The organism is Streptomyces sp. NPDC088124 (assembly GCF_040685895.1).
GTDB lineage: Bacteria > Actinomycetota > Actinomycetes > Streptomycetales > Streptomycetaceae > Streptomyces.
The window spans coordinates 1-25,470 of sequence record NZ_JBFBJB010000033.1 but is presented as its reverse complement, the minus strand read 5'-3'; the positions used below and the strand labels follow the sequence as shown (position 1 = coordinate 25,470).

At 72.7% G+C, this 25,470-nt stretch carries 25 protein-coding genes and 1 tRNA gene; 2 read left to right on the top strand and 24 right to left on the bottom strand.

The annotated features are described in order from the left end of the window. Positions 1 to 88 precede the first annotated feature (88 nt). Together AB0P17_RS25870 and AB0P17_RS25865 are read right to left on the bottom strand one after the other, a co-directional pair. On the bottom strand, positions 89 to 757 hold the full coding sequence (locus tag AB0P17_RS25870) for a DNA-binding response regulator (protein ID WP_365814308.1): 669 nt from the start codon (positions 755 to 757) through the stop codon (positions 89 to 91). 264 nt (positions 758 to 1,021) lie between these two features. After that, a complete protein-coding gene (locus AB0P17_RS25865) occupies positions 1,022 to 1,456 on the bottom strand; it encodes a protein phosphatase (RefSeq protein ID WP_365814367.1) in 435 nt (144 codons plus the stop codon). 162 nt (positions 1,457 to 1,618) lie between these two features. Here AB0P17_RS25865 and AB0P17_RS25860 point away from each other — a divergent pair, with 162 nt between their 5' ends. Beyond that, complete coding sequence (locus tag AB0P17_RS25860) at positions 1,619 to 2,542, top strand: response regulator transcription factor (protein WP_365814366.1); 924 nt, start codon at positions 1,619 to 1,621, stop codon at positions 2,540 to 2,542. A gap of 7 nt (positions 2,543 to 2,549) precedes the next feature. Here the strand turns inward: AB0P17_RS25860 and AB0P17_RS25855 are convergent, their stop codons facing one another. From AB0P17_RS25855 to AB0P17_RS25820, 8 genes are all read right to left on the bottom strand, one after another. Next, complete coding sequence (locus AB0P17_RS25855) at positions 2,550 to 3,479, bottom strand: carbon-nitrogen hydrolase family protein (RefSeq protein ID WP_365814307.1); 930 nt, start codon at positions 3,477 to 3,479, stop codon at positions 2,550 to 2,552. After that, a complete protein-coding gene (locus AB0P17_RS25850) occupies positions 3,476 to 4,357 on the bottom strand; it encodes a flavin reductase family protein (protein ID WP_365814306.1) in 882 nt (293 codons plus the stop codon). The genes AB0P17_RS25855 and AB0P17_RS25850 overlap by 4 nt, the downstream gene beginning before the upstream one ends. A 67-nt stretch (positions 4,358 to 4,424) precedes the next feature. Then, positions 4,425 to 5,426, bottom strand: coding sequence for an SUMF1/EgtB/PvdO family nonheme iron enzyme (locus AB0P17_RS25845; protein ID WP_365814305.1), 1,002 nt, complete (start codon positions 5,424 to 5,426; stop codon positions 4,425 to 4,427). A 98-nt stretch (positions 5,427 to 5,524) separates the two neighbouring features. After that, entirely contained in the window at positions 5,525 to 6,160 is a 636-nt protein-coding gene (ribA, locus tag AB0P17_RS25840) for a GTP cyclohydrolase II RibA (RefSeq protein WP_365814304.1), read from the bottom strand. Beyond that, complete coding sequence (locus tag AB0P17_RS25835; RefSeq protein WP_365814303.1) at positions 6,157 to 8,136, bottom strand: WD40 repeat domain-containing protein; 1,980 nt, start codon at positions 8,134 to 8,136, stop codon at positions 6,157 to 6,159. The genes ribA and AB0P17_RS25835 overlap by 4 nt, the downstream gene beginning before the upstream one ends. A 100-nt stretch (positions 8,137 to 8,236) precedes the next feature. Beyond that, positions 8,237 to 10,192: a PQQ-binding-like beta-propeller repeat protein gene (locus tag AB0P17_RS25830; RefSeq protein ID WP_365814302.1), complete on the bottom strand. Its 1,956-nt coding sequence runs from the start codon at positions 10,190 to 10,192 to the stop codon at positions 8,237 to 8,239. A gap of 136 nt (positions 10,193 to 10,328) precedes the next feature. Beyond that, entirely contained in the window at positions 10,329 to 10,838 is a 510-nt protein-coding gene (locus AB0P17_RS25825) for a hypothetical protein (RefSeq protein ID WP_365814301.1), read from the bottom strand. 134 nt (positions 10,839 to 10,972) lie between these two features. Then, positions 10,973 to 11,668: a GDSL-type esterase/lipase family protein gene (locus AB0P17_RS25820; RefSeq protein WP_365814300.1), complete on the bottom strand. Its 696-nt coding sequence runs from the start codon at positions 11,666 to 11,668 to the stop codon at positions 10,973 to 10,975. 181 nt (positions 11,669 to 11,849) lie between these two features. Here AB0P17_RS25820 and AB0P17_RS25815 point away from each other — a divergent pair. Then, a tRNA-Arg gene (locus AB0P17_RS25815) sits at positions 11,850 to 11,936 on the top strand. Positions 11,937 to 11,949: 13 nt separating this feature from the next. Here the strand turns inward: AB0P17_RS25815 and AB0P17_RS25810 are convergent. From AB0P17_RS25810 to AB0P17_RS25745, 14 genes are all read right to left on the bottom strand, one after another. Further along, the gene (locus AB0P17_RS25810) at positions 11,950 to 12,339 is read right to left on the bottom strand and encodes a hypothetical protein (RefSeq protein WP_365814299.1); all 390 of its coding nucleotides are present in this window, start codon (positions 12,337 to 12,339) and stop codon (positions 11,950 to 11,952) included. A gap of 75 nt (positions 12,340 to 12,414) precedes the next feature. After that, entirely contained in the window at positions 12,415 to 13,800 is a 1,386-nt protein-coding gene (locus AB0P17_RS25805) for an FAD-binding oxidoreductase (protein ID WP_365814298.1), read from the bottom strand. Beyond that, the gene (locus AB0P17_RS25800) at positions 13,797 to 14,336 is read right to left on the bottom strand and encodes a flavin reductase family protein (RefSeq protein ID WP_365814297.1); all 540 of its coding nucleotides are present in this window, start codon (positions 14,334 to 14,336) and stop codon (positions 13,797 to 13,799) included. Before AB0P17_RS25800 ends, AB0P17_RS25805 begins: the two co-directional genes overlap by 4 nt. A 147-nt stretch (positions 14,337 to 14,483) precedes the next feature. Further along, positions 14,484 to 14,948, bottom strand: coding sequence for an SRPBCC family protein (locus AB0P17_RS25795; protein ID WP_365814296.1), 465 nt, complete (start codon positions 14,946 to 14,948; stop codon positions 14,484 to 14,486). A gap of 73 nt (positions 14,949 to 15,021) precedes the next feature. After that, a complete protein-coding gene (locus AB0P17_RS25790; protein ID WP_365814295.1) occupies positions 15,022 to 16,041 on the bottom strand; it encodes a hypothetical protein in 1,020 nt (339 codons plus the stop codon). A gap of 56 nt (positions 16,042 to 16,097) precedes the next feature. Then, positions 16,098 to 17,549 carry a cytochrome P450 gene (locus tag AB0P17_RS25785; RefSeq protein ID WP_365814294.1) on the bottom strand — a complete coding sequence of 484 codons (1,452 nt, stop codon included), beginning with the start codon at positions 17,547 to 17,549 and terminating at the stop codon, positions 16,098 to 16,100. Between the two features lie 17 nt (positions 17,550 to 17,566). Next, entirely contained in the window at positions 17,567 to 18,265 is a 699-nt protein-coding gene (locus AB0P17_RS25780; protein WP_365814293.1) for a methyltransferase domain-containing protein, read from the bottom strand. 47 nt (positions 18,266 to 18,312) lie between these two features. Further along, positions 18,313 to 19,569 (bottom strand): beta-ketoacyl-[acyl-carrier-protein] synthase family protein, encoded by a 1,257-nt coding sequence (locus AB0P17_RS25775; RefSeq protein ID WP_365814292.1) that lies wholly within the window; start codon positions 19,567 to 19,569, stop codon positions 18,313 to 18,315. Further along, the gene (locus AB0P17_RS25770; RefSeq protein WP_365814291.1) at positions 19,569 to 19,808 is read right to left on the bottom strand and encodes a phosphopantetheine-binding protein; all 240 of its coding nucleotides are present in this window, start codon (positions 19,806 to 19,808) and stop codon (positions 19,569 to 19,571) included. The genes AB0P17_RS25775 and AB0P17_RS25770 overlap by 1 nt, the downstream gene beginning before the upstream one ends. 44 nt (positions 19,809 to 19,852) lie before the next feature. Continuing rightward, positions 19,853 to 20,302, bottom strand: a complete 450-nt coding sequence (locus tag AB0P17_RS25765) for a hypothetical protein (protein WP_365814290.1) — start codon at positions 20,300 to 20,302, stop codon at positions 19,853 to 19,855. Further along, positions 20,302 to 20,790, bottom strand: coding sequence for an SRPBCC family protein (locus tag AB0P17_RS25760; RefSeq protein WP_365814289.1), 489 nt, complete (start codon positions 20,788 to 20,790; stop codon positions 20,302 to 20,304). The genes AB0P17_RS25765 and AB0P17_RS25760 overlap by 1 nt, the downstream gene beginning before the upstream one ends. After that, positions 20,783 to 22,135, bottom strand: a complete 1,353-nt coding sequence (locus tag AB0P17_RS25755; protein WP_365814288.1) for an aminotransferase class III-fold pyridoxal phosphate-dependent enzyme — start codon at positions 22,133 to 22,135, stop codon at positions 20,783 to 20,785. The genes AB0P17_RS25760 and AB0P17_RS25755 overlap by 8 nt, the downstream gene beginning before the upstream one ends. Before the next feature lie 9 nt (positions 22,136 to 22,144). Beyond that, positions 22,145 to 23,281 carry an acyl-CoA dehydrogenase family protein gene (locus tag AB0P17_RS25750; protein WP_365814287.1) on the bottom strand — a complete coding sequence of 379 codons (1,137 nt, stop codon included), beginning with the start codon at positions 23,279 to 23,281 and terminating at the stop codon, positions 22,145 to 22,147. A gap of 120 nt (positions 23,282 to 23,401) precedes the next feature. Then, a complete protein-coding gene (locus tag AB0P17_RS25745; protein ID WP_365814286.1) occupies positions 23,402 to 25,084 on the bottom strand; it encodes an aldehyde dehydrogenase in 1,683 nt (560 codons plus the stop codon). Between the last annotated feature and the right edge of the window lie 386 nt (positions 25,085 to 25,470).

Here is a 25,470-nt window from a genome sequence, read left to right as displayed (position 1 = left end):
GCCTGGTGCCGGAGGGGCCTTGCGCTGCAGAGGGCCTTGTGTCGCAGAGGCCTCGTGTCACAGAGGCCTCGTGACGTCGGGCGCCGGGTCAGATCCATCCCCTTCGAGCCGCTTCCGCGCCCGCGCGGAAGCGGCTCGTCGTGCCGAGGGCGGCGAGCAGGTCGCCGACCCGGCGGCTGTACGTCCGGCTGGACATGCCCAGGCGGGTCGCCGCCGTCTCGTCCGTCAGCCCGGCGACCAGGGCCTCCAGCACCGGGCGGAGCGGCCCGGGCAGGACTCCGGGGGCGGGGAGCTCCGCCGCCGGCAGTTCCTCGCCCGTCTCCCACCAGATCTCGTGCGTCCGGATCAGCGCCTGGACGACCACCGGATCCCGGATCAGCAGCAGCCCGTGGTAGTGGAGCTGGAGGTCGAGGGGGACCGCCGCGACCGAGCGGTCCACCAGGACCATCTTGAACGGGATGGAGTCCGTCTGCCTCGCCTCGCCGGGGAGGTGGCGGGGCAGGAGATACGGCAGACCGGCCAGCCCGTGCCGGGGAACAATCCGGCGCACCCCGACCGCCGGCCGGCCCCGGCCCCTGCCGCCGGGGCCGTCGTCCGGCCAGGTCCGATCGCCCTCCGTGCGCACGCAGGCCCCGGCGAACTCCAGGAAGTGCTCCGGAATGCACTGGTCGGGGCAGCTCCCGGGATCGTCGAAGACGAGCAGCTCGTGACGGGCCGAGCGGACCAGGGCGGTCAGGGTGGCCGTCACCTCCCGCACGCCACGGATCGGACGGCCGGGCGGATGAGGTGTGTCGCCCGGGTCCTCCCGCATCGCTCCCGCCGACAGCGTCGCCCTGTTGAGCACAGAACCAGAAACATCCGACACGGCTGACCACCCCCGCCATCCCCTCGGAGCCGTACGCCACTCCATGTACGCACATAATTGCGCACCGTGACAAGTGCAGTTCAGGGAGTGGCGAATCCATGCCAGAGGTTCAAAACGCGTCGACTTTTCCCCGGGCCGGTGATCGGCCCCCGCCGGTCAGTCGAACTTCGTCACGTAGCGCCGCTGCCAGGGTGTCTCGACGGCGTGCCGGGAGTAGTGCTCCCGTACGTACGCGACCGCCTCGGCCGGTGGTACCCCGTCGAGCACCGCGAGACAGGCCAGCGCGGTGCCCGTCCGCCCCCTGCCGCCGCCGCAGGCGATCTCGACGCGTTCGGCGCCGGCGCGGTCCAGCGCCTCGTGGAGCGCTTCCGCGGCGGCCTCGCGGTCGGTCGGCAGCCGGAAGTCGGGCCAGCGCAGCCAGCGGTTCTCCCAGGCCACGGTGGGCGGTCTGCGTCCCAGCAGATAGAGCGCGAACGTCGGCGGCGGGCCCGCGGGCAGCGGGTGGCGCAGCCCGCGGCCTCGGATGAGCCTCCCCGAGGGGAGCCGCAGAATTCCGGGTGCTGTTGTGTCCCACGGTTTGTGCGGTGTCATCGTCACGCGGGCCAGGGTAGCCCCGTGGTGTCCTGGTGGCGGCGGCGGACGAGGAAGGTGTCCCGATGAACGCCCGGCCGCCTCCGTACGTATCCAGGGGGAAGGTGTCGTCCACATTCGACGGCTGTTGCGCGACGGCACGGAGGAAAGGTGGGGTCACGCATGCAGGTGCTGCTCGTCGAGGACGATGTCTCGATCGCCGAACCACTGGTGGACGGGTTGGCGCGGTACGGATTTACGGTGCACTGGGTCTGCACCGGCGACGCGGCTCTGGACGCCCCGCGCGGTGACATGGTCCTGCTCGATCTGGGGCTGCCCGACATGGACGGCATCGACGTGTGCCGTGAACTGAGGCAGGACTCCGATGTGCCGATCATCATGCTCACGGCCCGGGGCACGGAGGCGGACCGGGTGGTCGGGCTCGAACTCGGCGCGGACGACTATCTGGCGAAACCGTTCAGCCTGCGCGAACTGGTGGCCCGGATCAGGGCGGTGACCCGGCGCTCCCGGATGGCGGCGGCGCCCGCGCGCCACGCGATCCCCGCCGCCGTCCCCGCCGGTCACGCACTTCCGACCGGTCATGCCCTTCCGACCGGTCACACGGTCCGCGCGCGTCACGCCGTACCGGCCGGTCACGCGGTGCCGGCCGGTGTCTCCGCCTCCGCCTCCGCCTCCGCCTCCGCCTCCGCCGGCGCCGCCGCGCGGCCCGCGCTCGTCACGGCGATGCCCGAGACGTCCGGCACGCGCGGGGCGTCCGTCGCCGCGCCGCAGATCGTGGGCGACCTCAGGATCGACCGGCGGACCCGCCAGGTCCATGTGGCGGGCCGGCCCGTCAACCTCGCGCCCAAGGAGTTCGACGTGCTCGCCCTCCTCGCCGAGGACCCGGGCGCCGTGTGCTCACGGCAGCAGATCCTCGGGACCGTGTGGGACCCGAACTTCTACGGCCCGACCAAGACCCTGGACGTGCACATCGCGGCGCTGCGCCGCAAGCTCGGGGACGCCCGCCGTATCGAGACCCTCCGCTGCGTGGGGTTCCGGCTCGTGGTCGCGCCCGGGTACGAGACCCGGGCGGACAAGGTGTCCTGAGGGCGGCTCAGTCGCTCGGCGGCGCGTCGGCGCCGCGGCTCGCGAAGGTGCGGCTTGCGGAGACGCGGCTCGCGGAGGTGCGGCACTCCTCCAGCATGTGGAGCAGCCCCCGTACCTCGGCGAGTTCCGCCGGATCGAGATCGGCCAGGACCGTCTCCTCGCCCGCCGTCGCGGCGCGGGCGACCTCCCGGCCGCCGGGCCCGTGGACGGCCGTACCGCCGCCGCAGGGGCGGTGCGGCGGGCCGCCCACCGGATTGCCGAAGACCGCGTACACCGTGTTCTCCAGCGCGCGGGCGGCGAGGTAGACGGCCGCCCGGTACTCGTTGCCGGCCGCGAAGGCGCTGGGGCAGAGATAGGCATGGGACCCGGCCAGGGCGGCGGCGCGCCCGTGCTCGGGGAAGGACATGTCGTAACAGACACCGAGCCCCAGCCGCCAGCCGTCGACGGTGAGGGCCGCGCCGCGTTCCCCGGCGGTGAAGAGGGCGCGTTCGTCGGCGTGCCAGAGGTGCTGCTTGTCGTAGGCGACGGCAGGCGCGCCGGAAGGACCGCACACCACCACCGAGTTGGTCAGCGCGCCGTCCGCGCCGCGCACCGCCGCACCGGTCAGTACGGTCACCGCGTGGGCGGCGGCGGCCTCGGCGAGCGGATCGAGGCGGGGGTCGGCGACCGTACGGCCGGGGTCCGCGCGCACCGCGTACCGGTCGGGCGCGGCGGCGAGCGCGGGCAGGTCGTACCCGCAGAGGTGCAGCTCGGGCAGGACGACCACCCGGGCACCCCGGTCGGCGGCGCGCGCCGTCAGGGCGGCGGCGCGGCGCGCGTTGGCGGCCACGTCGCCGGAGACCGCCTCGGTCTGCGCCACCGCCACCCGGAGCGGTGCGGCGGGCAGGGACAGGGCCGGCGGAGGTACGGGCGGTACGGGCGGCAGAGGTGTGCTCATGCGGGGGCCCCGGGTGATGTCGGCACCCCGGTGATGTCGGCGTATCCGGCCTTGGCGCCGTCACGCTCGACCAGCACGCGGCAGCCCCGCAGCCGTTCCGCGGGCAGCCGGTGCGAGACCGGCACCGGCAGATCGACGAGGAAGTCGCCGTACGCGGCCGGGGGATGCTCGCCGAGCGGTACGGTCCCGCCGTCGGCGGTCAGCAGCGTCACCCGCCACCGGGCCTCCCCGGCGGAGCGGCCGGTCGCCGCCGGTCCGGTGGCGACCGGTCCGGTGGCGGCGATGCGCAGCAGCCCGTCGGGCAGCAACTGCGCGGTGGTGACGACGGCGGTACGCCGTACGGGATCGCCGAGCGTATGCATCGCCCCGTGCTTGACCAGCGGCCGGGGTGTCCCGCCCGGGCCGACCGGGTCGCTTGGGCCGGCCGGATCGCGCGGTGCGCTCGTGGGCAGGTGCGCGGCCACGACCTCGCCCGCGTACAGCGTGTGCACGGGAAAGCGGACCGTCTGGCGGAGCACGCACTCGACCGCGACCACACCTCCGGTGACCCACGGTGTACCCGTCGCGGCCGGCTCGCCGAACGTGATCAGCTCGCTGCCGGTCTTGTCGATGTCGGCCAGGGAGAAACTCCCGGCGAAGTCGGCCAGTTCCGCCTGGTCCTCGGCGCAGAGCGTCAGCGAGAACTCGCCGGCGGCGGCGATCAGCGCCCCGGTGGCCGAACGGGGGCCGAGCACGACGGCCGCGTACAGGGGAGCCTTGTTGACGAAGTAGGACCACTCCGCCGACATCACGTTCGTGGCCGAGCCGTGCCGTACGGAGACCAGGCCCACGGTGCTGGTCAGTTTCTTCCACAACTGGTCGGGAATGGCAGGCGTCATGGGATTACGGGATTCCTCACGTCGGTCCATCGGTCCATCGGTCCATCGGTCCGTTGCGTGCCGATGGTCATGACGACGGTCGGGTGCCGGTGGCGAGCCGGAAGCCGACCGGGTAGAGCGGGCTGGGGAACGCGCCGTGCCGCCGCCGGGTCCGCGCGAGATCGCCGAAGCGCGAGAAACTGCCTCCCCGGGCGACCCGGTACGCCGCGGGAGCCTCTTCCGTAATGGCGGACCCGCCTGTACCGGTGAGGTCGTCCGCGACGAACGACCCGCCCCGGTAGGGCCGGTAGTCGTCCGCGACGAACTCCTCGACGTTCCCGCCCATGTCGAACACGCCGAACGGCGACCGGCCGGCCGGGAAGGCGCCGACCGGCGTCGTGGTGTGGACGCCGGTCTCCCGGGTGTTGGCCGCGTCCGGGTCGAATGTGTCGCCCCACGGGAACTCAAGCCCCTGCGGCCCCTTCGCCGCGTACTCCCACTCGGCCTCGCCGGGCAGCCGCCAGGGATGGCCCGTGCGCCCCGACAGCCAGGCCGCGTACGCGTCGGCGTCCTCGGGGCGTACACCGGCGACGGGGTGGTTGGCCCGGTCGTACGGATAGGCGCCCAGGTACCAGGTGGTCGGCCGGGCGGGACGGCCCGTGTCCGCCAGGAAGTGCCGGTACTCCGCGTTGGTGACGGGATAGGCGCAGATCCAGTAGTCGGCCACGACGATCTGCTCCACGGGCGTCTCCTTCTCGATCCACGCCCTCTCGACGCCCACGTGCGCCCATCTGTCCACCACCGCCCGGACGGCCCGTGGCGGCAGCCCGACATGGACGGTGCCGCCCGGCACGGCGCGGGTGGCGGGCGTCGCGCCCGTACGGACACGGGGGTCGCCGAGGAGCGCGAGCAGCCCGCCGGCGGCGAGGCGGGCGCCGAGCGGCTCGGCCGGATCCTCGACGGCGGCGGCCAGTTCGATGGGGGTGAGGGCGCGCAGCCGGTCGACGGCGTCCGGGCCGGGGTGCAGCAGGCGCGGGTCGGCCAGGGCGGCGTGGTGGGCGAAGTGCGGCGAGGCAGGCGCGTCGGGCATGCCGGGCACACCAGGCATACCAGGTGTCTCGGGCGTCTCGGGTGCGGGCGAGCCGGGCGGCCCGGCGGACGTGCGAGGCGTGGCGGTGTCCGGTGGAGTCATGTCCGTACCCCGCCCTGTGCACCGGAGCCGAGCGCCAGCGTGTGGCCGGCGGTGCGCGCCTTCGCCGTGAGGTAGGCCGCGTTGTCGTCGGTGAGGTGCAGGCCGGTCGGCACCGCGGCGGTGACGTCGATGCCGTGGTCCCGCAACTGCCGCACCTTGTCCGGATTATTGGTCAGCAGACGGATCCGGCGCAGGCCGAGCGCCCGCAGCATCCCCGCCGCCGCCCCGTAGTCGCGTTCGTCGGCTCCGCGGCCGAGGAGCCGGTTGGCCTGGTAGGTGTCGGTGCGCGCGTTCTGGAGCAGATAGGCGTCCAGCTTGTTGTAGAGACCGATCCCGCGCCCCTCCTGACGGAGGTAGAGCACGGCACCGCCGTGGTCGGCGAGCAGGCCCAGCGCCTCGTCGAGCTGGGGGCCGCAGTCGCAGCGCGTGGAGCCGAGGACGTCCCCGGTGAGGCATTCGCTGTGCAGCCGTACCAGCGGGACGCTCCCGTCCCGTGGCGGTACGAAACAGGCCAGGTGCTCCCCGGCGTCCGGCAGGCCCTGGAAGGTGACGAGTTCGGCGCGCAGGCCACGGACCCGGCCGAGGGTCACCGGGACGCGCGCCCTTACCTGTGTGCCGCTCCCCGTACTCAACTCGCCACCTGCCCGTACTCCAGGGCGTCGACGCGCTCGTCGCCCGCGGCCCGGCCGGCCGCCCCGGCCCGCTCGATCACTTCGTCGACCTGCCACGACCGCAGCTCACGTACCGGAGCGTCCCGCCCCTCCCGCCCCACCAGCAGCAGCCGCCCGTCCCAGCCCGCGACCACCATCCGGTCCGGGTCCCACGGGATCATGCAGGAGAGGCCCTGCCGGAACGTGCTGACGAGGCGGCCCGAGGCGAGCGTGCCGACGCTGTCCCGCCAGTCGACCTCCCACGCGTAGAGGCCGAAGTCGTACGAACCGGCGAGGACGACCGGCGCGTCGGGATCGCCGAGCAGGCCGACGCACTTGACGGACTCGTCGGGTCCGAGCAGGGTCTGCACGTTCGCGACCCGTGGGCCGCCCGTGCCCGGGGGCGCCAGGAGGCCGACCTTCACCGTATGGTCCCGTGACGCGGACGCGACCACCCGGTCGCCCAGCCCGGCCACCGCGTTGACCAGGTTCCCGTGCTGCCAGAGCGTGGCCCGGTCGTCCAGGGGCCCGGCCGCGACGGTACGGTCCGTGGCCGCCGACAGGAAACCGCCGTCGAACGCGGACAGCGACTTCACCGACCCCGCGTGCGGCGCGCCCCGCTCCACCTCGGCGAGGGTCTCCGGGTCGAGGGCGATCAGTTCGCCGTTGTACGTACCGGCGACGAGCCGGTCCCCGACGAGCGCGAGCGAGGGAACGGGTGCGCCGAGCGGCGCGCTGACGGTCGTCCCACCGCTGTCGGGGCGTACGGAACGGCGTACGACATGGCCCCCGTACGTACCGGCGTAGAAGATGCCGTCCCGGCCCGCGGCGAGCGACAGGACCGGGCTGTCCGACACGGGCAGCAGCCGGGCGCCGGAGGTGGCCTCGGCCTCCGCCTCTGCCTCCGCGTCCGCGTCCATGTCCGCGTCCAGGACAAGGACGCTCCCCGAGTCGCACCCGGCGAGGAGCCGCCTTCCCGGAATCCGGTCGGCGAGGCGCCCGTCGCTGAGGACCGCGAGCGCGTTGACGCCGTGGCCGGGCCGTCCCGGGGCGGAGAGTTCGGCCCCGGTCGCGAAGTCCAGCAGGTGGGGCGCGTTCCAGAAGCTGCCCGCGGCGATCAGCCCGTGGGCCGCGGCCACCGAGCGCGGCCACAGGCGCGCGTCGTGCGTCCGGCGGATCGGTTCGCCGCTGATGTCGATGTGGTGCAGGGAGCCGTCGTACGCGCCCACGACGATCGAGCGGTCGTCGTCCGCCCAGGCGACGGAGCGTGCCGCGGAGGTGGAGACGTTGATCGTGCGCAGACAGTCCAGCTCCGGCGTCAGCAGATTGACGACCCCGTCGTCGCGGGCGACGGCCAGCAGCTTCCCGGAGTGCGACCAGGCGCATCCCTCGACGGACGACGCGTAGTGCCGCATCTCCGCGGTGGCCGGGCGGCCGGGGTCGCCGACCGCGACCATGCCGTCCTCGCCGACGGTGGCCACCAGCCCCTCGCAGCTCACCGAGACCATCATGCAGTGGGCCGCGTGGGCGCCGAGCTCGGCGAGGAGGGCGCCGGTCGGTGTGTCCCACATGGTCGCGCGGCCGTCCTCCGACACGCAGATGAGGCGCCGGCCGTCCGGCATCCAGGCCACCGAGTTGATGTCGTCGGTGTGCCGGGCGAGGACCGTGACGAGGCGGTGCCGCCCGTGCTCGGGGATCCGCCACACCCCGACGGTCTTGTCGGCGGACGCCGTCGCCAGCAGGGTGGGCGCGGTCGGACTCCACGCGGCGGCGTTGACGAGGCGGCGGTGGCGCAGCCGCGTCAGCGGGACGGGACGGGCCGGCTCGCTGGTGTCCCAGACCAGCACCGTTCCGTCGTACGAGCAGCTCGCGAGGCGCTTGCCGTCCGGCCGGAAGGCGACATGGGTGATCGGGGCGGCGTGGCCCAGCGGGTCGGGCTTCAGATCGATCGTGCGCATGGGGCTTCCCTCTCCGGGCGGTCGGTCGCTGGGGGCGTCGGGCGAATGGTCGTCGAAGGAGCCGCCAGGACGGCTGCCGAAGGGGTCGTCGAGAGGGCCGTCACCGGTCGTGGATCCGCAGGTCGAGGGCGGCGGGCCGGCGGGGCAGCCAGTGGTCGCGCACCTTGACGAGCCGGACCTTCTTCGGGCGGCGCTCGATCCGGTAGAGCGACAGCAGCCCCGTACGGCAGCCGACGAGGAGGTACGGGGTGCCGTCGGCGGCGCCCAGCAGCGAGAGCGCCTTGGGGTAGTCGGGCAGATCCTCGAAGAGGCCGAGGAAGGTCCCGGTGGTGTAGTCGTAGGCGGCGAGCTGCATCCCGTACGAACTGGCGATCACCAGACCGTCGCCGACGACTGCGTTCTCGACGGTGTTGGAGAGCAGCTTCAGCCAGCGGGCCACCACGCCCTCGCCGACGACGAGTTCCTTCACCCCGCCGTCGCCGGTGAGGTAGGCCCGGCCGCTCTGGATCCAGAGGCGCTTGGGGTACTCGCCCTGGTCGAACCGCCACCGTACGGACGCGTCCGACCGGTCGAGTACGACGATCACACCGTTCCTGGTGACCAGGAGGCGGTCGCCGTCCGGCAGGTAGACCGCCGCCCAGACCGGCAGTCCGTCGACGGTGAAGGTGTCCAGCAGCCGCCCGTCCGCGGTGTCCAGTTCGACGGCGCCCGCGTTGGTGGCGACGAGGGCGCGCGCGCCGTCCGGACTGACCGCGACCGTGTGGGGGAGGGCGGGCAGCTCCACGCTCCACCGGAGCACCGGGTCCGGCCCGCCGTGGTCGGTGTGGTCGGTGCGGTCGGTGTCGTCGGTACGGTCGGTGTCGTCGGTACGGAAGGCATGGTGGTCGCGGGTGATACCGACCCAGCCGGACCTCCTCGCGGACCGTACGGGGGCCACCCTGCGGGTGAACCCGAAGCCGGTGGTGTGCTCCGCCACCACGTGGGTCATCGGCCCCGCCACCGAGTCCTGTACGCGGATGACGGTGACGCCCGTGTCGGTGGCGCAGTACAGGGTGCCGGGGTCCTCCGGCGACGGCTGGATGTCCCACACGGCCTGCCGGGGGAAGCCCATGGCCCGTACGAAGGTGCCGTCGGGATCGAGCTGGACGATCTCGCCGTCCTGGCACAGCACGTACACCTGGCCGTCGGCGGCGACGGTCAGATCGGAGAGCTGGTGCGAGAACCCGGTCACGGTACGGGTGATGCGCAGCGCGCGCTCCGTGTTGTCGAAGATGTGGAGTTCGCCGTCGAAGCCGCCCGCGTAGGCGCGCAGATGGTCGGGGGAGAAGGTGACGAACTCGACGTCGTCGCGGGCGAAGAGGCACTCGTCCTCCTTCTCGCCCGTGGCGCCGACGACCACGACCCCGTTGGCGATGTCCGCGTTCTCGCCCGCGCCGAAGTCCTGCGTCGCCCAGAACCGGTCGTGGCGGGCGTCGTAACGGACCCGGTGGATGTTGCCGTCGTCCAGCTTCACCCGGTCGGGGAAGTCGGCGTCCCCGTCGAACGAACCGAACCGGAGGTTGCCCTTCTTGTCGGAGACGGCGTGCAGAGTGGGATGGTCGGTGCAGGCCCACTCCATGGGGCTGGTGCCGCAGATGTTGGGGCGGATCTCCAGCACCTCGAACGTGTGCAGATCCACCACGAGCATCTGCCGGTGGTAGCCGCTGCTGACGAAGACCTTGCCCTTCCAGATGCCGATGCCCCGCGAACTGACGGGCGAGGGGCGCTCGCCGGGGAGGAGCAGGTCCCGGTCGCAGACGGTCGCGGGGTCGAGCCGGTCCACGAGTTCCAGCGTGTCGAGCGACCACCGGAACAGCGCGCCCATCCGGTCCTTGCCGATGACCCAGTCGTCGGCGACGGCCAGTCCGTAGAGCGGCCTGCCCTGGGGGACGAAGGGGGACGACCTGACGACCCGCAACCGCGCGTCGAGCAGATGGACCCGCCCGTGGGTGTCGGAGGCGAGAAGGCCCGTGCCCTCCACGTGCACGATTCTGACGATGCGGTCTGCCGGCTTCACGATGACGATTCCCTGCTGTCGGGGGCGGTGGTGCGACGGACCCGGCCGGCGGACGGCGGGGGACTGTGCCGCCGACCGGGGTGTACGCCGCTTTCCTGCCCTTGTCCTGCCTGCCTGTCCTTTCCTGTTGTCCGGCCTACTTGTTGGGCTCTACGCCCTCGCGGCCGCCGCCGTCGTCGTCATCGTCATCGTCGTCGTTTTCGCCGTCGCCGTCCGTGCAGGAATCGTCATCGTCGAAGGTGCTGCCATCGGCGAGGGCGGGATCGGCGGCGGTCTCCTCGACCACGCGGGTCAGGGCGTCGACCTGGGCCCCGCGCGTCCCCGTCCCGTTGACGAAGACGACCTTCCAGACGGCGCGCCCGTCCGCCTCCTCCAGCCCGACCCCGGTGACGCGCCCGCCCCCCACCGCCCGCAGCACAAGGTCCGCGGCCTGGGCGGCGTTGGTCACCTGGGGGGCCGAGGCCTGCCCGGCGGCCTCCTCCTGCGTCCCGCCCGACCGCAGCGTCCGGCTCTCACCGGCCTGCCCGCTCTGCGCGGCGCTTCCGGGACCACCGGCCCCGGCGACCTCCTCGCCCGCGACGGCCAGCCCCGTACCACCGATCGCCAGACCACCGAGGGCGACCACAGCAACTAAGGATTTCCGCATGATGCCTGTACCTCCTGCGTATCGGGTGCTCCCGACCGGTATAGGAGGCGCCGGAACCCCTTGACCAGGGCGTTGTCCGAGTCTTGTCCGCCTGCTGTCGGATTCCTGCCCGGGCCTTCACCTTGGGCGGCGGCTCAGCCCGCGCGCAGGTGCCGCCCGAGCGTACGCACCACCGCCGCGGCCAGGACGGCCTGGCCGCGGCTGTTCGGGACGAGGCCGTCGGCGCTCCACACCTCTTCGCCCGCCGCCGGATACCGGGCGGACAGGTCCACGTGCAGGGACCCGTGCCGCAGGGCCAGGGTCGCGCAGGCCTCCGACTGGGCGCGCTGACGGGTCCGCAGCACCTTCTCGCCGAGCAGCCGTGCGCCGGGCGAGCGGGTCAGGTCGAAGGGGGTCACCAGCATGACGTCGTAACCGTGTTCGCGCAGCGGAGCGACGACCCGGACCACCTCGGTCCGGAGCGCGTCCGGGTCGAACGCCGGACGGAGCACGTCATGGCCGGCCAGCTGGACCACCGCCAGATCGCCGCCGAACGCGAGCGCCCGTGGCAACTGCCGGGAGCGGACCGCGGCGGCGCTCTGTTCCCGGGCGCCGAGCAGGCTGAGGCAGGCGAGCCGGGGGTGCACCACGCGCAGGGCGTCCGCGACGCGGTCGTACCAGGGTGTGCGGTCGTAGCCGGGGACCCGCTCCACGCGCCGGGGCGCCCTGCCGTCGCCGAGCACCACGATCCGGCGCGGGCCCGGACCGCCCAGCAGCCGGGCCGCCTCACCGTCCCTCAGACAACCGGGGTCGTTCGCCTCGCTGTCGGCGGCCGGGGGCAGTTCGGACACGAGCTTCTCTCCTGATCTACGGGCTATGGGGCTACGGGGCTACGGGACGACGCGGCTGCAGGGCTACGGTGCTTCCGCAGCGGGACGCGTGGCGATCTCAGGCCCGTCTCAGCGAAATGTCAGGCCGGACCGGCAGAATCATCAGCACGGCGGGACGGTCCGAGACCCCCTCCCACCGTGAGGAGAGGTACCCGAAGCGGCCCAACGGGGTTCCGAGGCGACTCGGATCGGGCGAAAGCCCTCGCAGGTTCGAATCCTGCCCTCTCCGCACCACGCGGTGGTCAGGCGTTCTTCCGCCACACCAGGACCGCCGCCACCGCCAGCAGCGCGAATGCCGCGATGTCGATACGGGCCACGCGCATCGTCGCGTCGCCCAGCCCCGGCGTGGAGTAGGCGAGCAGCAGGAACGTCCCCATGCTGACGGCACCGGCCGCGAGGGCGGGCACCCGGAGCGAGGTGAGGAACGCCGCGCAGAGCAGGCCGATTCCGACGAGCCCGAGCAGCACCGCGCGGTGCCGCAGCAGCACCGTCAGATCAGCGGAGTCGGGGCCGGCGACCGACACCCCGTACGCCGTCGTGATCTGCGAGGGCGCGAGCGCGACGAAGCCCGGCAGCAGGTTGATCGCACCGACGACGACGAAGAGCGCGGTGATGAGTCGGTCGGTCCACATGTCTTGATCCGTTCATGGCGATGAGGGGCGTTGAGGGGGTGTTGAGGTGCGGAAGGGGAGAGGGCGGACAGTCCCTCAGGGCGCCCGGTGGGCCGCCCGGTCCAGGCCGCTCAGATGGGCCCGCAGGAGCCCCCTGACCGGGCGCGCGGTGAGCGGGGCCCAAGGGGCCCGGTCGCGGTGCCAGGGGTGGGCGGCCTGGCCCCGGGCCGCCGTGCGGTCCGCCACGAGGGACTCCGCGACGTGCGCGCCGTGGGCCACCGACATGGCCAGGCCGTGGCCGCAGCAGCCGCCGATGTACCAGAGATCCGGGTGGCCCCCCACGTGTCCGACCACCGGAAGGTCGTCCAGCGTCATGCCGATCTGCCCCGACCAGCGGTGACGGACCGGTACCTCGGCGAGGCCGGGATGCAGCAGCCGCAGCCGCTCCTCCAGCCGGCGCCACGTGGCGGTGCGCAGCGCGGCGGCCCGGCGGGGGCTCAGCCCGGGCAGGTGGAGGGCCCGGCCGCCGCCCACCACCAGGCGTCCGTCGTCCGTCAGGCGGAAGTACGGGGCCAGGGGCACGCTGTCGACGACGGCGGTCCCGGTGGCGCCGCCCAGCGCCGCGCGGGTCTCGGCGCCGAGCGGGCCGGTGGCGACGGCGTGCACCTGCAGGGGCAGGACCGTGCCGACGGGCAGCCCGAGCTCACCCGCCGCCGCGTTGACGGCCAGGACGGTCTTACGGGCCCGGAGCGTGCCGCCGGGGAAGAGCAGCTCGGTGCGGGCGTGGGCGCCGCGGCCGGGGCGCAGGCCGCGCAGCGGGCTGCCGTCGTGGAAGCGGACGCCCTTCGCGGCACAGGCGGCGGCCAGCGCACCGCTGAGCGCCGCCGGGTCGAGGGTGGCGGCCGAGCGGTAGAGCAGACCCGCGTGGTACGGCACGTCGACGCGTTCGTGGATGGCGGCGGCGGACAGCACGGGCACGTCCAGGCCGAGCGCCCGGTAGGTCTCCGCCTGCCGGGCGAGGGAGGCGAGGCCGGCCGCGCCGCGGGTCGCCACGATCTGCTCCCCGGTGCGCAGCCCGCACGGCGCGCCCAGCTCCTCGGTGAGCGCGATCACCCGCTTCACGGCGGCGACGGAGGCCAGATACATGCGTCGCGCCGTGGACGGACCGAAGCGGCGGGCCGCCCGGTCGATGGCCGGCCCGATCCGGGGCCCGAGGAGTCCGGTGCCCCGCCCGCTGGCACCGGCCGCCGGATGCCGGGCGTCCACGACGACGACGTCCAGCGAGGGATCGCGCTCGACCAGGTGGTACGCGGTGGACAGGCCGGCCAGACCGGCGCCGACCACCGCGACGTCGGCGGTGAGCCCGCCGGAGAGCCGCGCGGCGGGCGTGGCGGGCGTGGTGCCGGTGGAGCCGCGACGGGTGCTTCCCGCGGCGGACGTCCAGCAGGGCTCCCCGTCCGCCGGGAACCCCGGGGCCGTCATCGCGCCGCGCCTTCCGCCAGGGCGTGGAATCCGCGGTCGTGCCAGATCAGGGGGCGCCCGGTGGCCAGGTGCAGGGCGGCCACCCGCCCGACGACCAGGCAGTGGTCGCCGTACGCGCGCACCTCCTCCGTCACACAGATCGACCAGGCGAAGGTGTCCGCGAGCACGGGGACGCCGAGCACTTCCTCGTACGATTCGGCGGCGAAGCGCTCGGCGGGGGTGGCGGTGGAGAACAGCCGCGCCCGGCCGCGCTGTTCCTCGGTCAGCAGGTGCACCGCGAAGGCGGAACCCGGCTCGATCGCGGCGAGCGTGCGCGAGGAGTGGGAGAGGCAGACGAGCAGCAGCGGCGGGTCGGCCGAGAGCGAGGTGACGGTCGAGACGGTCGTCCCCACCGGCCCGTCGTCCGAGGGAGCCGTGACCACCGCGGTACCGGAGGCGAGGCGGGCGTAGAAGTCCAGGCAGAGAGCGGCGCCGGGAACGGACATCGGGTCCGCTTCCGTGCCGCCGGGGCGCGCGTCGGCTATGACGTGCGGCATGTTGGGGCTCCTTCTGTCCGGGCTGGTGTTCTCTGTACGGTGGGCCGGCGCGACCAGCGGTGCCGGAGCGGCGCGGCGGCGGTGCCGCGGACCGGCGTATCAGCGGTGCCGGGCGGGCAAACGACCAGCGGTGCCGCGACCCGCGCGTCAGCGCCCCGATTCCAGGGCGTCGCGCAGCGCGACAAGGGTGGTGCGCATGGTCGCCCGGTTGCGGGCCCTGCGCCGCCCGACGCCGGTCACCAGCGGGGTGACGGCGGTGAGCGCCATGCCGAGCGGGCCGGCCCGGTGGTCCCGCCACTCCTCCCGCACCTCGCACCCCTCGGGCAGCGGCGAGAAGCGGTACGTCCACCCCGCCACCCGGATGCCCAGGAAGCTCACGTGGAACGAGAAGACGCGGCCGGGTTCGGCCGCGACCACCCGGCACAGGGTGGGCCAGGGCAGCCAGCGGGCGCGGTTGCGGCCGACGAACCGCGTGCCCGTCCTGGCCGGGCCGCCCCGGCCGATGATCCACGCGCCACGGCACTCGGGGCTCCACTCGCCCATCCGCGCCACATCGCTGACGGCCGCGTAGGCGGCCTCCGGCGGTACGCGGATGACGATGCTCTCGGACATGCGGGAGGGGGTGTCGGGTTCCCCCTGCGCGGGGGCGGTCCGGTGGTCGGTCACTCGGAGGTCTTCCTCTCGCTCACGCGCGGATCGGGATGCCGTGTTCGCGGTCGTCGGTCAGGATCTCCATCAGCGCGCGGTTGCTCGTCGTGAGCCGCTGGATCGTGCGCGTCGCCTTGTTGAGGATCTCCAGCTCGCAGCGGCCGATCTTGGTGTTCAGGCAGTGCTTGATGCCGCCCGGCGGGTTGTAGTAGTTGAGCCCGACGAAGTCCTCGGGGGCCGCGGTGAAGCGGCCCCGGACGGCGGTCGTCTCGTCGGAGCTGGCGAAGTCCCAGTAGAAATAGCCGAAGTCGGCCTTGGCCTTGAGCCCCTGCCGGATGGACGACAGTGTGTACTCGCGGTCGTCGTGGCGGAGCACCAGGAACGTGATCTTCGGGGTCTTGACCGGGCCCACCAGCCGCGTCGTCGCGGTGACGATCTCCAGGAAGCTGTCCGGGTGGTCGTCGAACCCGGCCACCTGGCCGAAGGCGTAGTGATCGGTGTGCCGGCTGCCCCAGTTGTGGTTCTGGCTGCCGGTCCAGCCGTCGACGTCGACCGTCTCGCCGTCGACCGTGAGCTTGCCGCTGTACGTCGCGGAAGGGACCCCGACCAGACTCTTCGCCTTGGGGAATCCGCCCCGGTACAGGCCGGGCGGCAGCAGGAGCAGCGGCGGTTCCGTGCCCTCGTACGTCAGGTCCCAGCCGATGCTGCCGTTGGTGCCGGTGGCCTCGCCCTTCAGGCTGCCCGGCTCCAGGACCCGGTCGCCGATCCGGGCGCCGAAGGAGTCGGGGCTGAAGTGGCAGTCGGAGATGGGGTACTCCTCCTTGGCCACGACATGGCGGCCGGTCGTCCCGTCGAAGTAGATGGCCCACAGCTCACCGATGGCGGCGTCGGGCATCCCGGCGGGGCTGAAGATCGTGTAGCGGATCCAGAAGGCCCGGGGCTCCGTCGGGTGGTTGCCCCGCTGGTAGAAGCTCTCGTAGTGGCCCGCCGATTGGCCCGGACGGTACTGCGTCCAGTTCAGGCGATCGGCGTCCGCTGTGCGGGGGTCGTGGTTCATCGGGTCCGTCTTCCCATCGTGGCAGGGTTTTACCGGGCTCACGGGCTCCGGGCGACTCACCGGGCGGTGCCGGCGGCTCCCGTACGCGCGTGCGCGGTCATGGACATTCCGTAGCGGGGCCGCAGGGTGATGGAGGCCTGGTTGACGACCCGGTGCCCGGGCACATGCCGGAACTCGTACCGCCGTACCAGGGCGGCGAGCAGCAGATGTGCCTCCATCAGCGCGAAGTGCTTGCCGATGCACAGATGGGGACCCGCGCCGAACGGCATGTGCGCGAAACGGTGGCGCCCCTTCCTGGCCCCGGCGGTGAAGCGGTCCGGATCGAAGCGCTCCGGATCGGTCCAGTGCCGGTCGTGGCGGTGGATGTTGTAGAGGTTGACCAGCAGCCGCGACCCGGCCGGTACGGTGTGGCCCCCGAGCACGGTGTCCTTGAGGACGAGCCGGGGGACGATCGGCGCCGACGGGTACAGCCGCAGCGCCTCCTCGAAGACCTGGAGGGCGTACGGCATGGCCGCCAGGTCCGCCGTGCCGGGCATCCGGTCGCCGAGGACCTCGTCCACCTCCTCCTGCACCCGGCGCAGCACCTCGCGGTTGCCGGAGAGCAGGTAGAAGGCCCAGGTGAGGGTGATCGCGGTGGTCTCGTGCCCGGCGCCGAACGTGGTGATGACCTCGTCCCGCACCTCACGGTCGCTCATGCCCTCGCCGGTGTCGGCGTCCCGTACGTCCAGCAGCATGTCGAGCAGGTCGGGCTCGCCGTCACCCCGCCGGTCACCGGAGGCCGCCGCCCTGCGGCGCTCCTCGATGATCCCGTACGTCATGGTGTCCATCCGCCGCATCACGGCCTGGAAGCGGCGGTTGCGCGGGGTGGGCCACCGGGTCGGCGGGCTGAAGGGGTTCTGCAGCCGGTCGAAGGCGTAGTTGACGGCAAGTTCGACGGCCTCCGGGCTGATGTCCCTGGTCCGCTCGACATCGGTGCTGAACATGCACCGGCTGACGATGTCGAGGGTGACCCGCATCATCTCCGCGTGGACGTCCACCACGTCGCCGGTCCGGTACGCGGCCGCCATGTGCGCGACCTGGTCCGCGGTCGACGCGGCCATCGACTCGAACATGCGGGCGATGGCCTGCTTGGTGTAGATGGGCTGCATCATGCGCCTGTTGCGCATCCAGCTCTCGTGGTCGTCGCTGGTCAGCAGCCCCTCGCCGAGGATCAGCCGGAGCGGGTTGTCCGCGCCGAGCTTGCCGTACGTCGCGCTGTCCGTCAGGACCACGCCGGCCAGTTCGGGGCTGGAGACGCCATGCACGACGACGGGGCCGAGCCGGTAGCGGACCAGATCGCCGTGGTCGCGCCAGCCCTGGTGCATGGCGTCCAGGATGTCCTTGCGGAAGTCCAGCACGCTGCCGAGCACGGGCAGGGCGCGCGCCTCGGGCGCGGCGGGGGCGGTGGCGGCGCCGGCCGGGGCGGCCGTGTCGGGGGTCGGTGCGGCGGTGTCGCGGGTCGGGGTCATGAGCGGTTCCGTCCCCTTCACTTCCGGGCCAGGGCGCAGACCCAGCCGAACGAGCGGGTCGGCTCCGCGACGTACCGGCCGTCCCGGAAACCCGCCTTGCCCAGCATCTCCACCAGATCGTTCCCCGAGAGGATGCGCAGGCCCTCGCGCTCCGAGCGCTCCGTGAACCGCTTCCCGAGGAAACGCTGCTTCACCGTGGGCCGCTCGGCCGCCTCCCGGCTCATCTCCAGCGTGATGGACACCTGGCCGCCGGGCCTGAGCACCCGGTACGCCTCGCCGAGCCCGCGCATCGGGTCCGGCCAGAAGTAGAACGTCTCGATGGCGCTCACCTGGTCGAAGGACTCGTCCTCGTACGGCAGTTCGCCCGCGTCGCCCTGCTTGAACTCCACCCGTCCCGCCGCGACACCGTCGACGTTGCGCCGTACGGACTGCCGGACCATCTCGGCCGAATAGTCCACCCCGGCGACGAACCCCTGACTCGCCCGCTCCGAGAGCAGTCCGACGGCCATTCCGCCGCCGCATCCGATGTCCAGGACGCGCTCGGAGCGCCGTACCCCCATGTGCTCGATCGCCCACACCGTGAGCGTACGGTGCTGCTTGGTCATCACGTGGCCGATCAGCCGACCGGCGCGCCCGTCGGGCCGCTTGAAGTTGTTCTCCACCAACTCCAGCGGCGCCTTGAGCAGTTTGTCGATCCTGTCGGTCATGTCGGTCATTCGGGTTTCCCTTCACGGTTCGCAAGGTCTGGGTGGGCGCCGGCCGGTCAGGCCGCCGTGAAGAGCAGGACGGCGTTCTGGCCGCCGAAACCGAAGGAGTTGCTGACGGCCACCTCCGCGCGCAGCTCACGGCCGGCCTTGAACACCACGTCGATCTCCAGCTCCGGATCGAGGCTCTCCAGATTGGCGGTGGGCGGGACGCGGCCCTCTTCGAGGGTGAGCGCCGTGGCCACCGCCTCGATGGCGCCGGCCGCCGCCAGGGCGTGGCCCACCACCCCCTTGACGGAGGTGACGGCGGGCCGGTCCCCGAGCACCCGGCGGATCGTCCTGGCCTCCGTGGCGTCGTTCAGCGCGGTCGCGGTGCCGTGCGCGTTGACGTGGTCCACCTCGCCGGGGCCGACCCCGGCGTCGCGCAGCGCGGCGCGCAGGGCGAGTTCGGCGCCGCGGCCGTTCGGCTCGGGGGCGGTCGCGTGGTGCGCGTCGGCGGAGGCGCCGTAACCGCTCACCATGGCCCGGACGGTGGCGCCCCGCGCCCGCGCGTCCGCCGCCCGTTCCAGGACGAGTACGGCCGCGCCCTCCGCCGGTACGAAGCCGTCGCGGTCGGCGTCGAAGGGGCGGGAGGTGGCGGACAGGTCGTCGCGGCGCCCGGCCAGGGCCCGCATCTGGCTGAACCCGACGATCATCGAGGGGACCAGCGGCGCCTCGGTGCCCCCGGTGATCACCACGTCGCAGACCCCGGTGCGCAGCAGTTCGCGCGCCATGCCCACCGCCGTCGTCCCGGAGGCGCAGGCCGTCGCCGTCACCAGGCTGGGGCCCTGGGCGCCGAACATCATGGAGACGTATCCGGCGCACATGTTGGCCGACAGCATCGGGACGAGCAGCGGGGAGACCTTGCGCGGTCCCTTCTCCAGCAGCACGTGGTGCTGCTTCTCCCAGGTGGCGGCGCCGCCGATGCCGTTGCCGAGGATCACCCCGACCCGGGTGGCGTCCCATGAGTCCCGGTCGAGGCCGGAATCGGTGACGGCCTCGTGGGCGGCGACCAGCGCGAGCTGGCTGCTGCGGTCCAGCCGCCACATCTGCTTGCGGTCGATGAGCCCGCCGGGGTCGAAGTCCCGTACGGCGCAGGCGAAGTCGGCGGGTATGCCGGCCAGCGCGGGCACGTCGGAGGCCGCGGTACCGGCCCCGGCGCGGATCCGCTCCCAGCTCCGCTCCACCCCGACCCCGGCCGCGGTGACCATGCCGACCCCGGTGATCGCCGCGTCGAACGGGGCCCGGGCCGGGGCGGTCGTCGGTTCCCGGCCCATCAGACGACCGCCAGCTTGCCGGAGATGATCCCGGCCGCCTGTCCGACGGTCGACTCCGGGCCCATCTCGCTGTCCTCGATCGCCACGTCGAACTCCTCCTGGGCCGCCACGGAGAGCTCCACGAGGGCGAGGGAGTCGAGTTCGAGGGCGCTGAGGGTGCTGGTCGGCGAGATGGAGTCGGCGTCCAGGCCGAACGTGCTGGTGAGCAGGGTGACGAGACGCTGGTAGGTGTCTTCCATGAGAGGTTCCTTCCGGAGGCGGGTGGTGAGTCGGGGTGGGCGCGTCAGCGGCCCGGGGTGGCCAACTGGTCCGTGAAACGGGAGTACGCGGGATGGGCGACCGGTTCGAAGCTGAGCGCGAACGGCTTGAGGAAGTTGCCGAACAGGGCGCGGTCGCCGAACAGATGGATGGGGACGACCAGCAGCGCCCACTCGGGACCCCACAGCCAGATCCACGCCAGCACCACGAGCGTCTGCGTGACCAGGCTGTGCATCACGTTGTACGCGACGTAGTAGCCCCGGTGGATCCGCTTCGACGTGCTGCGGTGGTAGGCGATGGCCCCGGGGAGGTAGCCGATGAGGTCGATGTAGACGAACAGCCCGATCGCCGGGAGCCATCTGACCTCGTCGAGGTGGACGAGGAAGAAGGCGGCGGCGATCACCAGGCCGAGCCCGTACTCCAGCCGGATCAGCCGGTAGGTGGTCTCCGTCTCGAAGAGGTTCTTCCCGTCCATCAGCGCGGTCCCGCCCCGGCGACGGCGCGGGCGACCGCCTCGTCGCCCGCCACGGCGGCGTCGCCCCCGAAGAGGCTGATGACGACCCGGGCGATGGTCTCCTTCAGGACCCGCTCCGCGACCGGGTCGAGGATGCCCGCGAGGCTGGGGATGCCGAAGTCGAACTCGGCGCCGAAGGCGACCAGGCAGTCGGGACCGTCCTGGGTGAGCCGCCAGGCGCCGCTGAACTCGGCGAAGTCACCGTCGGTCTGCTCGAAGGCGATGGTCAGCGACTCCTGGTCGAACAGGTCGGTCTCGCTCCAGCTCAGAATTCCGTTGCGGAAGTGGACGTCCCAGTCGCTGACCTCCTCCCGGTCCGAGACCCGGCGGGAGGTCACGGAGCGGATGACCTCGCTCAGTTCCGGGTACCGGCTGAAGGCGCCGACCCGCTCGAACGCGGCCGCCGCGTCGATGCCGTGGACACGGACGGTCACGTGAACGCTACGCATGGATGGTGTCGCCTTCCGCTGTGGGTGCGTACCGGGCGCCCTGCGCGCGGCACGCGCGGTCGACCGCCTCGTAGAAGAAGTCCAGGTCGCCCCTGGTCAGTACCGCGGGCGGGGTGAAGCGCAGGACGAGGTGCGAGTTGAGCGAGTGGTTGGCGATGACGCCGTTCGCGATCAGCTCGATGAGCAGGTCGCCCGCCGGCCCCGGGTCGGTGAACTCGATCCCCAGCAGCAGTCCCCGGCCCCGCACCTCGCGTACGGCGGCGCCGTAGCGCGACCGGACGATACGGGTCAGCTCCGGCAGGATCTCGGCGCCCAGATCGCGGGAGCGGGCCACGAGGTCGTCCTCGTGCAGCGCCGCGAGCGACCCGCGTACGGCGGCCATCGCCAGCGGCGCCCCCGAGAAGGTGGAGGTGTGCAGGTACGGGTCCCGGTCGAAGGCGCGGAAGGCCTCCCGGGTGGCGACCACGGCCGACACGGGGACGACACCCCCGCTGAGCCCCTTGCCGACCAGCAGGATGTCGGGAGAGACCCCCTCCCGGTCGGCGCCCCACCAGGAACCGAGCCGGCCGAGACCGGTCTGGATCTCGTCGAGGACGAGGAAGGCCCCGTACCGGTCGCACAGTTCACGCACCGCGCGCAGATAGCCCGTCGGCGGGATCACCACCCCGGCCTCGCCCTGCACCGGCTCGACGAAGACGCACGCCTCACCGGGGGCCGCCGCCAGCAGCGGTTCGAGGGCGGCGGCGTCCCCGTACGGGACATGGGCGGTTCCGGGGAGCAGCGGCCGGAACGGGTCCTGGAAGACGCTCCTGCCGGTGAGGCTGAGCGCGCCCATGGTCTTGCCGTGGTACCCGTTCTCCGTGGCGATCAGCCGGTGGCGGCCCTGGGTGCGGGCCATCTTGATCGCCGTCTCGGCCGCCTCCGCCCCCGAGCCCGCGAAGTGGACCCGCTCCAGTCCGGCCGGCGCGACCGACACCAGCGCGTCGGCGGCGAGCGCGGCCTGCGGTTCGAGGAAGAGCCGGGTGGCCACGGGATGGGTGGCCAGCTGCTCGGCGACGTGCCGGATGACGGTGGGGTGGCGGGCGCCGGTCAGGAAGACCCCGTAACCCCCGCAGTTCAGGAAGGACGTGCCGTCGGAGGTGGTGACCCAGGCGCCCTGCGAGGCCACCTCGATGTGCCCGCCGAACAGCTCGCCGAGGGTGGCCCGGCCCTTGCTCAGCCGGGACCGGTAGAGCCGGCCCAGCGCGTCACGGCCGGGCACGGGCGTCCTCGGTGCCGATGCCGATGCCGATGCCGGTGCCGGTGCGGGCGCCGGTGCCGAGGTGGAGGTGGATGTGGGTGGCATGGTCCCTCCTCAGGTGAGCCGCAGCGGGGCGCCGGCGACGTGGTCCAGGTACGGGCGGGTGAAGCTCGCCCGCGACGGCGGGTGGAAGGAGAGACCGTGGGCCGCCCCGGCCAGGTAGGCCACGTCGGAGGAGGACATGAAGGCCGTACCGCCGAGCAGTTCGACGGCCTGGCAGAGCGCGTCGCCCAGCGCGTCCTGGGCGGCGTACCGGGCGACGAGCGCCCGGGCCAGGTCCTTGTTGCCGGTGTCACCGTCCCTGATCATGCGGGCGGTGCCCTCCAGCAGCAGGGCGGCCGTCTCCAGCCGGGTGAGCACCCGGGCGCGGTCGGAGTCGCTGCCCCGGCCGCCGTCGACGACCCGCTCGACCAGCCCGCTGACGATGCCGAGGTAGCAGGCGGAGATGAGCAGTTCGAACCAGATCAGCCCGACCGTCTGGAGGTCGTCGAGGTTCCCGGCGTCGCCCGGCTCGGTGCGCATGATGAGCTGCTCGTCGACGAAGACGTCCTTGAGCCGTACCTCGTCGCTCTCGGCGCCCGCGAGGGTCCGGCTCCCCCAGAACGGGTGGACGCTGATCCCCTCGGTCTCCCGGGGTATCAGCAGCACCGCCATCCTCGGCTCGCCGCTGTCGGCCGGCAGCGCCACGCTCGCGGTGAGCAGGTCCATCGAGCGCGACAGGCTGCATGGCTTCTTCGCGCCGTTGATCACATAACCGCCGTCGGCCTTCGCCGCCGTCATCATCGGCGAGAGGATGCCCCGGCCGGGCCGCCCCTCGGCGAAGCCGGAGGCGATCAGCAGCCGCTGTTCGGCGACCCCTTCGAGCAGGGCCCACTCCATGCCGCCGCTCTGGATGGACTCGGCCAGGGTGAACAGGGTCGCGACCGAGAAGTGGTGCATTGTGGTGGCGATGGCCAGGGAGGGCGCCCTGGCGGCCAGGGCCCGTACGACGGCGAGGGCCTGGAGCGGGTCGGCGCCCGCCCCGCCGTAGGCCTTGGGGATCACGAGGCCGGGGCCGCCGGCCGCGCGGAAGTGGTCGAGCGCGGGGTTCCGCGGCGCCTCCAGCTCTTCCAGCGGGGTGCCGGCGAGCTGATCGAGCAGGCCGGGCAGGAACGCTTCGCACGTCTCGCGTGCGGCTTCCGACGAGCGCATGGATCCTCCTCAGTTCGGTTCGGGTGGCTTCGGACCTCCGGTACGGCAAGGTCCTGCCGGTAGGGAGCGGTCGGTGGCCGGCGCTACAGGTCCGGTCGGTGGCGGCCGGTACGCGAGCGGTCAGTGGCCGGCGGCGGCCTGCAGCGCCTTCCAGGCGTCGAACACCGCCTCGGAGGGACGCGCGCCGGTGGCGACGCTCACGCCCTGGATGTGGGAGGTGCGCAGGATCGGGTAGTTGGCCTCGCCGAACACGCCCCCGGTGAGCCCCGTGCCGCCGTGCGACGGCAGATAGGGCAGGAACCCGATGTGGGAGTCGTTCACCTTGAGCAGCCCGCCCTGGGTGATCCGGGTGACGATCCGGTCGACCACGGCGGGGTCCCGGGCCCACGCCGAGTTCCGCAGCCCGTAGGCGTTGCTGTTGACGAAGTCGATGAACCGCTCCAGCAGGACCTCGTCGGGGGCGGGCTCGGCCACGATCACCGGGAGCAGCGGGAAGAACGTCTCCTCGCGGACCGCCTGGACCTCCCTGGCCCCGGCCAGGCCCCGGACCCGCACGACCGTGGGCTCCAGGAAGATGCCGGCCGTGTCGCGGGCTCCGTCGGCCTGGATCGCGTGTCCGCCGCACACCACATCCGCGCCCCGGTCGACGGCGTCGCGCAGGCACGCGAAGAACTTCTCGTTGCGCAGCACCGGGGTGAGCAGGACGCCCTCCTCGGAGGAGCGTCCCGGCCTGATCCGGGCCGCCTTGCGGGCGAGCACGGCGACCAGCTCGTCGGCGATGTCCGGGTGGGCCACCACCTGGTTGGGGATCATGCAGAGCTGGCCGGAGCCGTAGAAGCTCTCCGTGATGGCCTCGGCCGCCAGCTCCAGATCGGCGTCCTTCCACACCAGCACGACGTCGTTCCCGGCCAGTTCGAGGATCGGCTTCTTGCCCGCCGCGATGCAGCGCTCCTGGAAGCGGATCCCGTTCTCGCTGCTGCCGAAGTACATGATGTCGTCGACGTGCGGGCTCTCCAGCCAGGCGTCCAGCATCGGGGCCGGATCGCCGCACACCACGCCGAGGGTGCCGGACGGGGCGCCCAGTTCCGCCAGGACCGGGGCCACCACCTCCTGCAGGACGTACATCACGCCGAGCGGGGCGCTGCGCGGGGCCCGTACGACGAGGGCGTTGCCCGCCATGATCGAGGTCACGCCGAGCAGCGCGCTGGAGAGCGGGGCGTTCTGCGGCGGGTTGAGGCAGACCACCCCGTCGGGGCGGCGGCGTACGGAGATCTCCCGCTCCCCGTGCCGGTATTCCTGGAGCATCTGGCTCCGGTAGAAGCCGAGCGACTGGGGGCCGAACCCTTCCAGGATCCCGGACACCTGCCAGCGGGCCAGCGCGAGCGGGTGCCCTTCCTGGACGAGGACCTCGGTGATCCGCCCGGCCTGCTCGGTGATCCTGCGGTGCAGCAGCGTGCCGAACCGCTCGATCCGGGTCTCCGGGGGGAACGCGGCCCAGTCCGGTGCCGCCGCGGCCGCCGCTTCGACCGCCAGGTCCGTGGTCCGGCGGTCCGCCCTCGCGACCCGGCCGACAATGGTGGCCGGCAGATTCTCCGCGGGAATGCGGCCGCTCTCCAGCTTCCGCTTCAGGGCGAGCGTGGAAAAGGCGTCGTCGAGCAGGGCGTCCGAGTCGACCACATAGACCCAGGACCCGCTCGGAACGTTCTTTCCGTCAATGAGGGAAAGGTACGTGGGGACTTCCGAACGGGGCGTTCCGGAATCTTCTTTTCCGGACGCCGAAGGCGTCGCGACATCGCTGCTCACGCAGTCCCTCCGTCTCTCCATTTCCCATCTGACGACGGGAAAGTTCGCAGTTCCAAGTGGTGCTACGACCATCACATGCCCACCTGAAAATCCCCGGAGACGGTGCTGAGACGCCGCTGAGACGGCGCTGAGACGGGTGTTTCAGGGAAATGGAAGAGACATGACGGAGAGTCTGGGGGGCACGGCACCGGGCAACAGGCGACGGGAGTGGGATGACGACGCTCAGCGGAGTGACGACCGACGAAGAAGTCCTCGACGTGCTGGAAAGGCTCCGCGAGGGCGGTGACAATCCCAGCGCCTTCCTCGCGCTCAACTCCGGTAACGGGTACTTCACGGATCCGGCGACGGACGGGGTCGTCGCCTATCGCGAGGCGGGCTCGTACCTG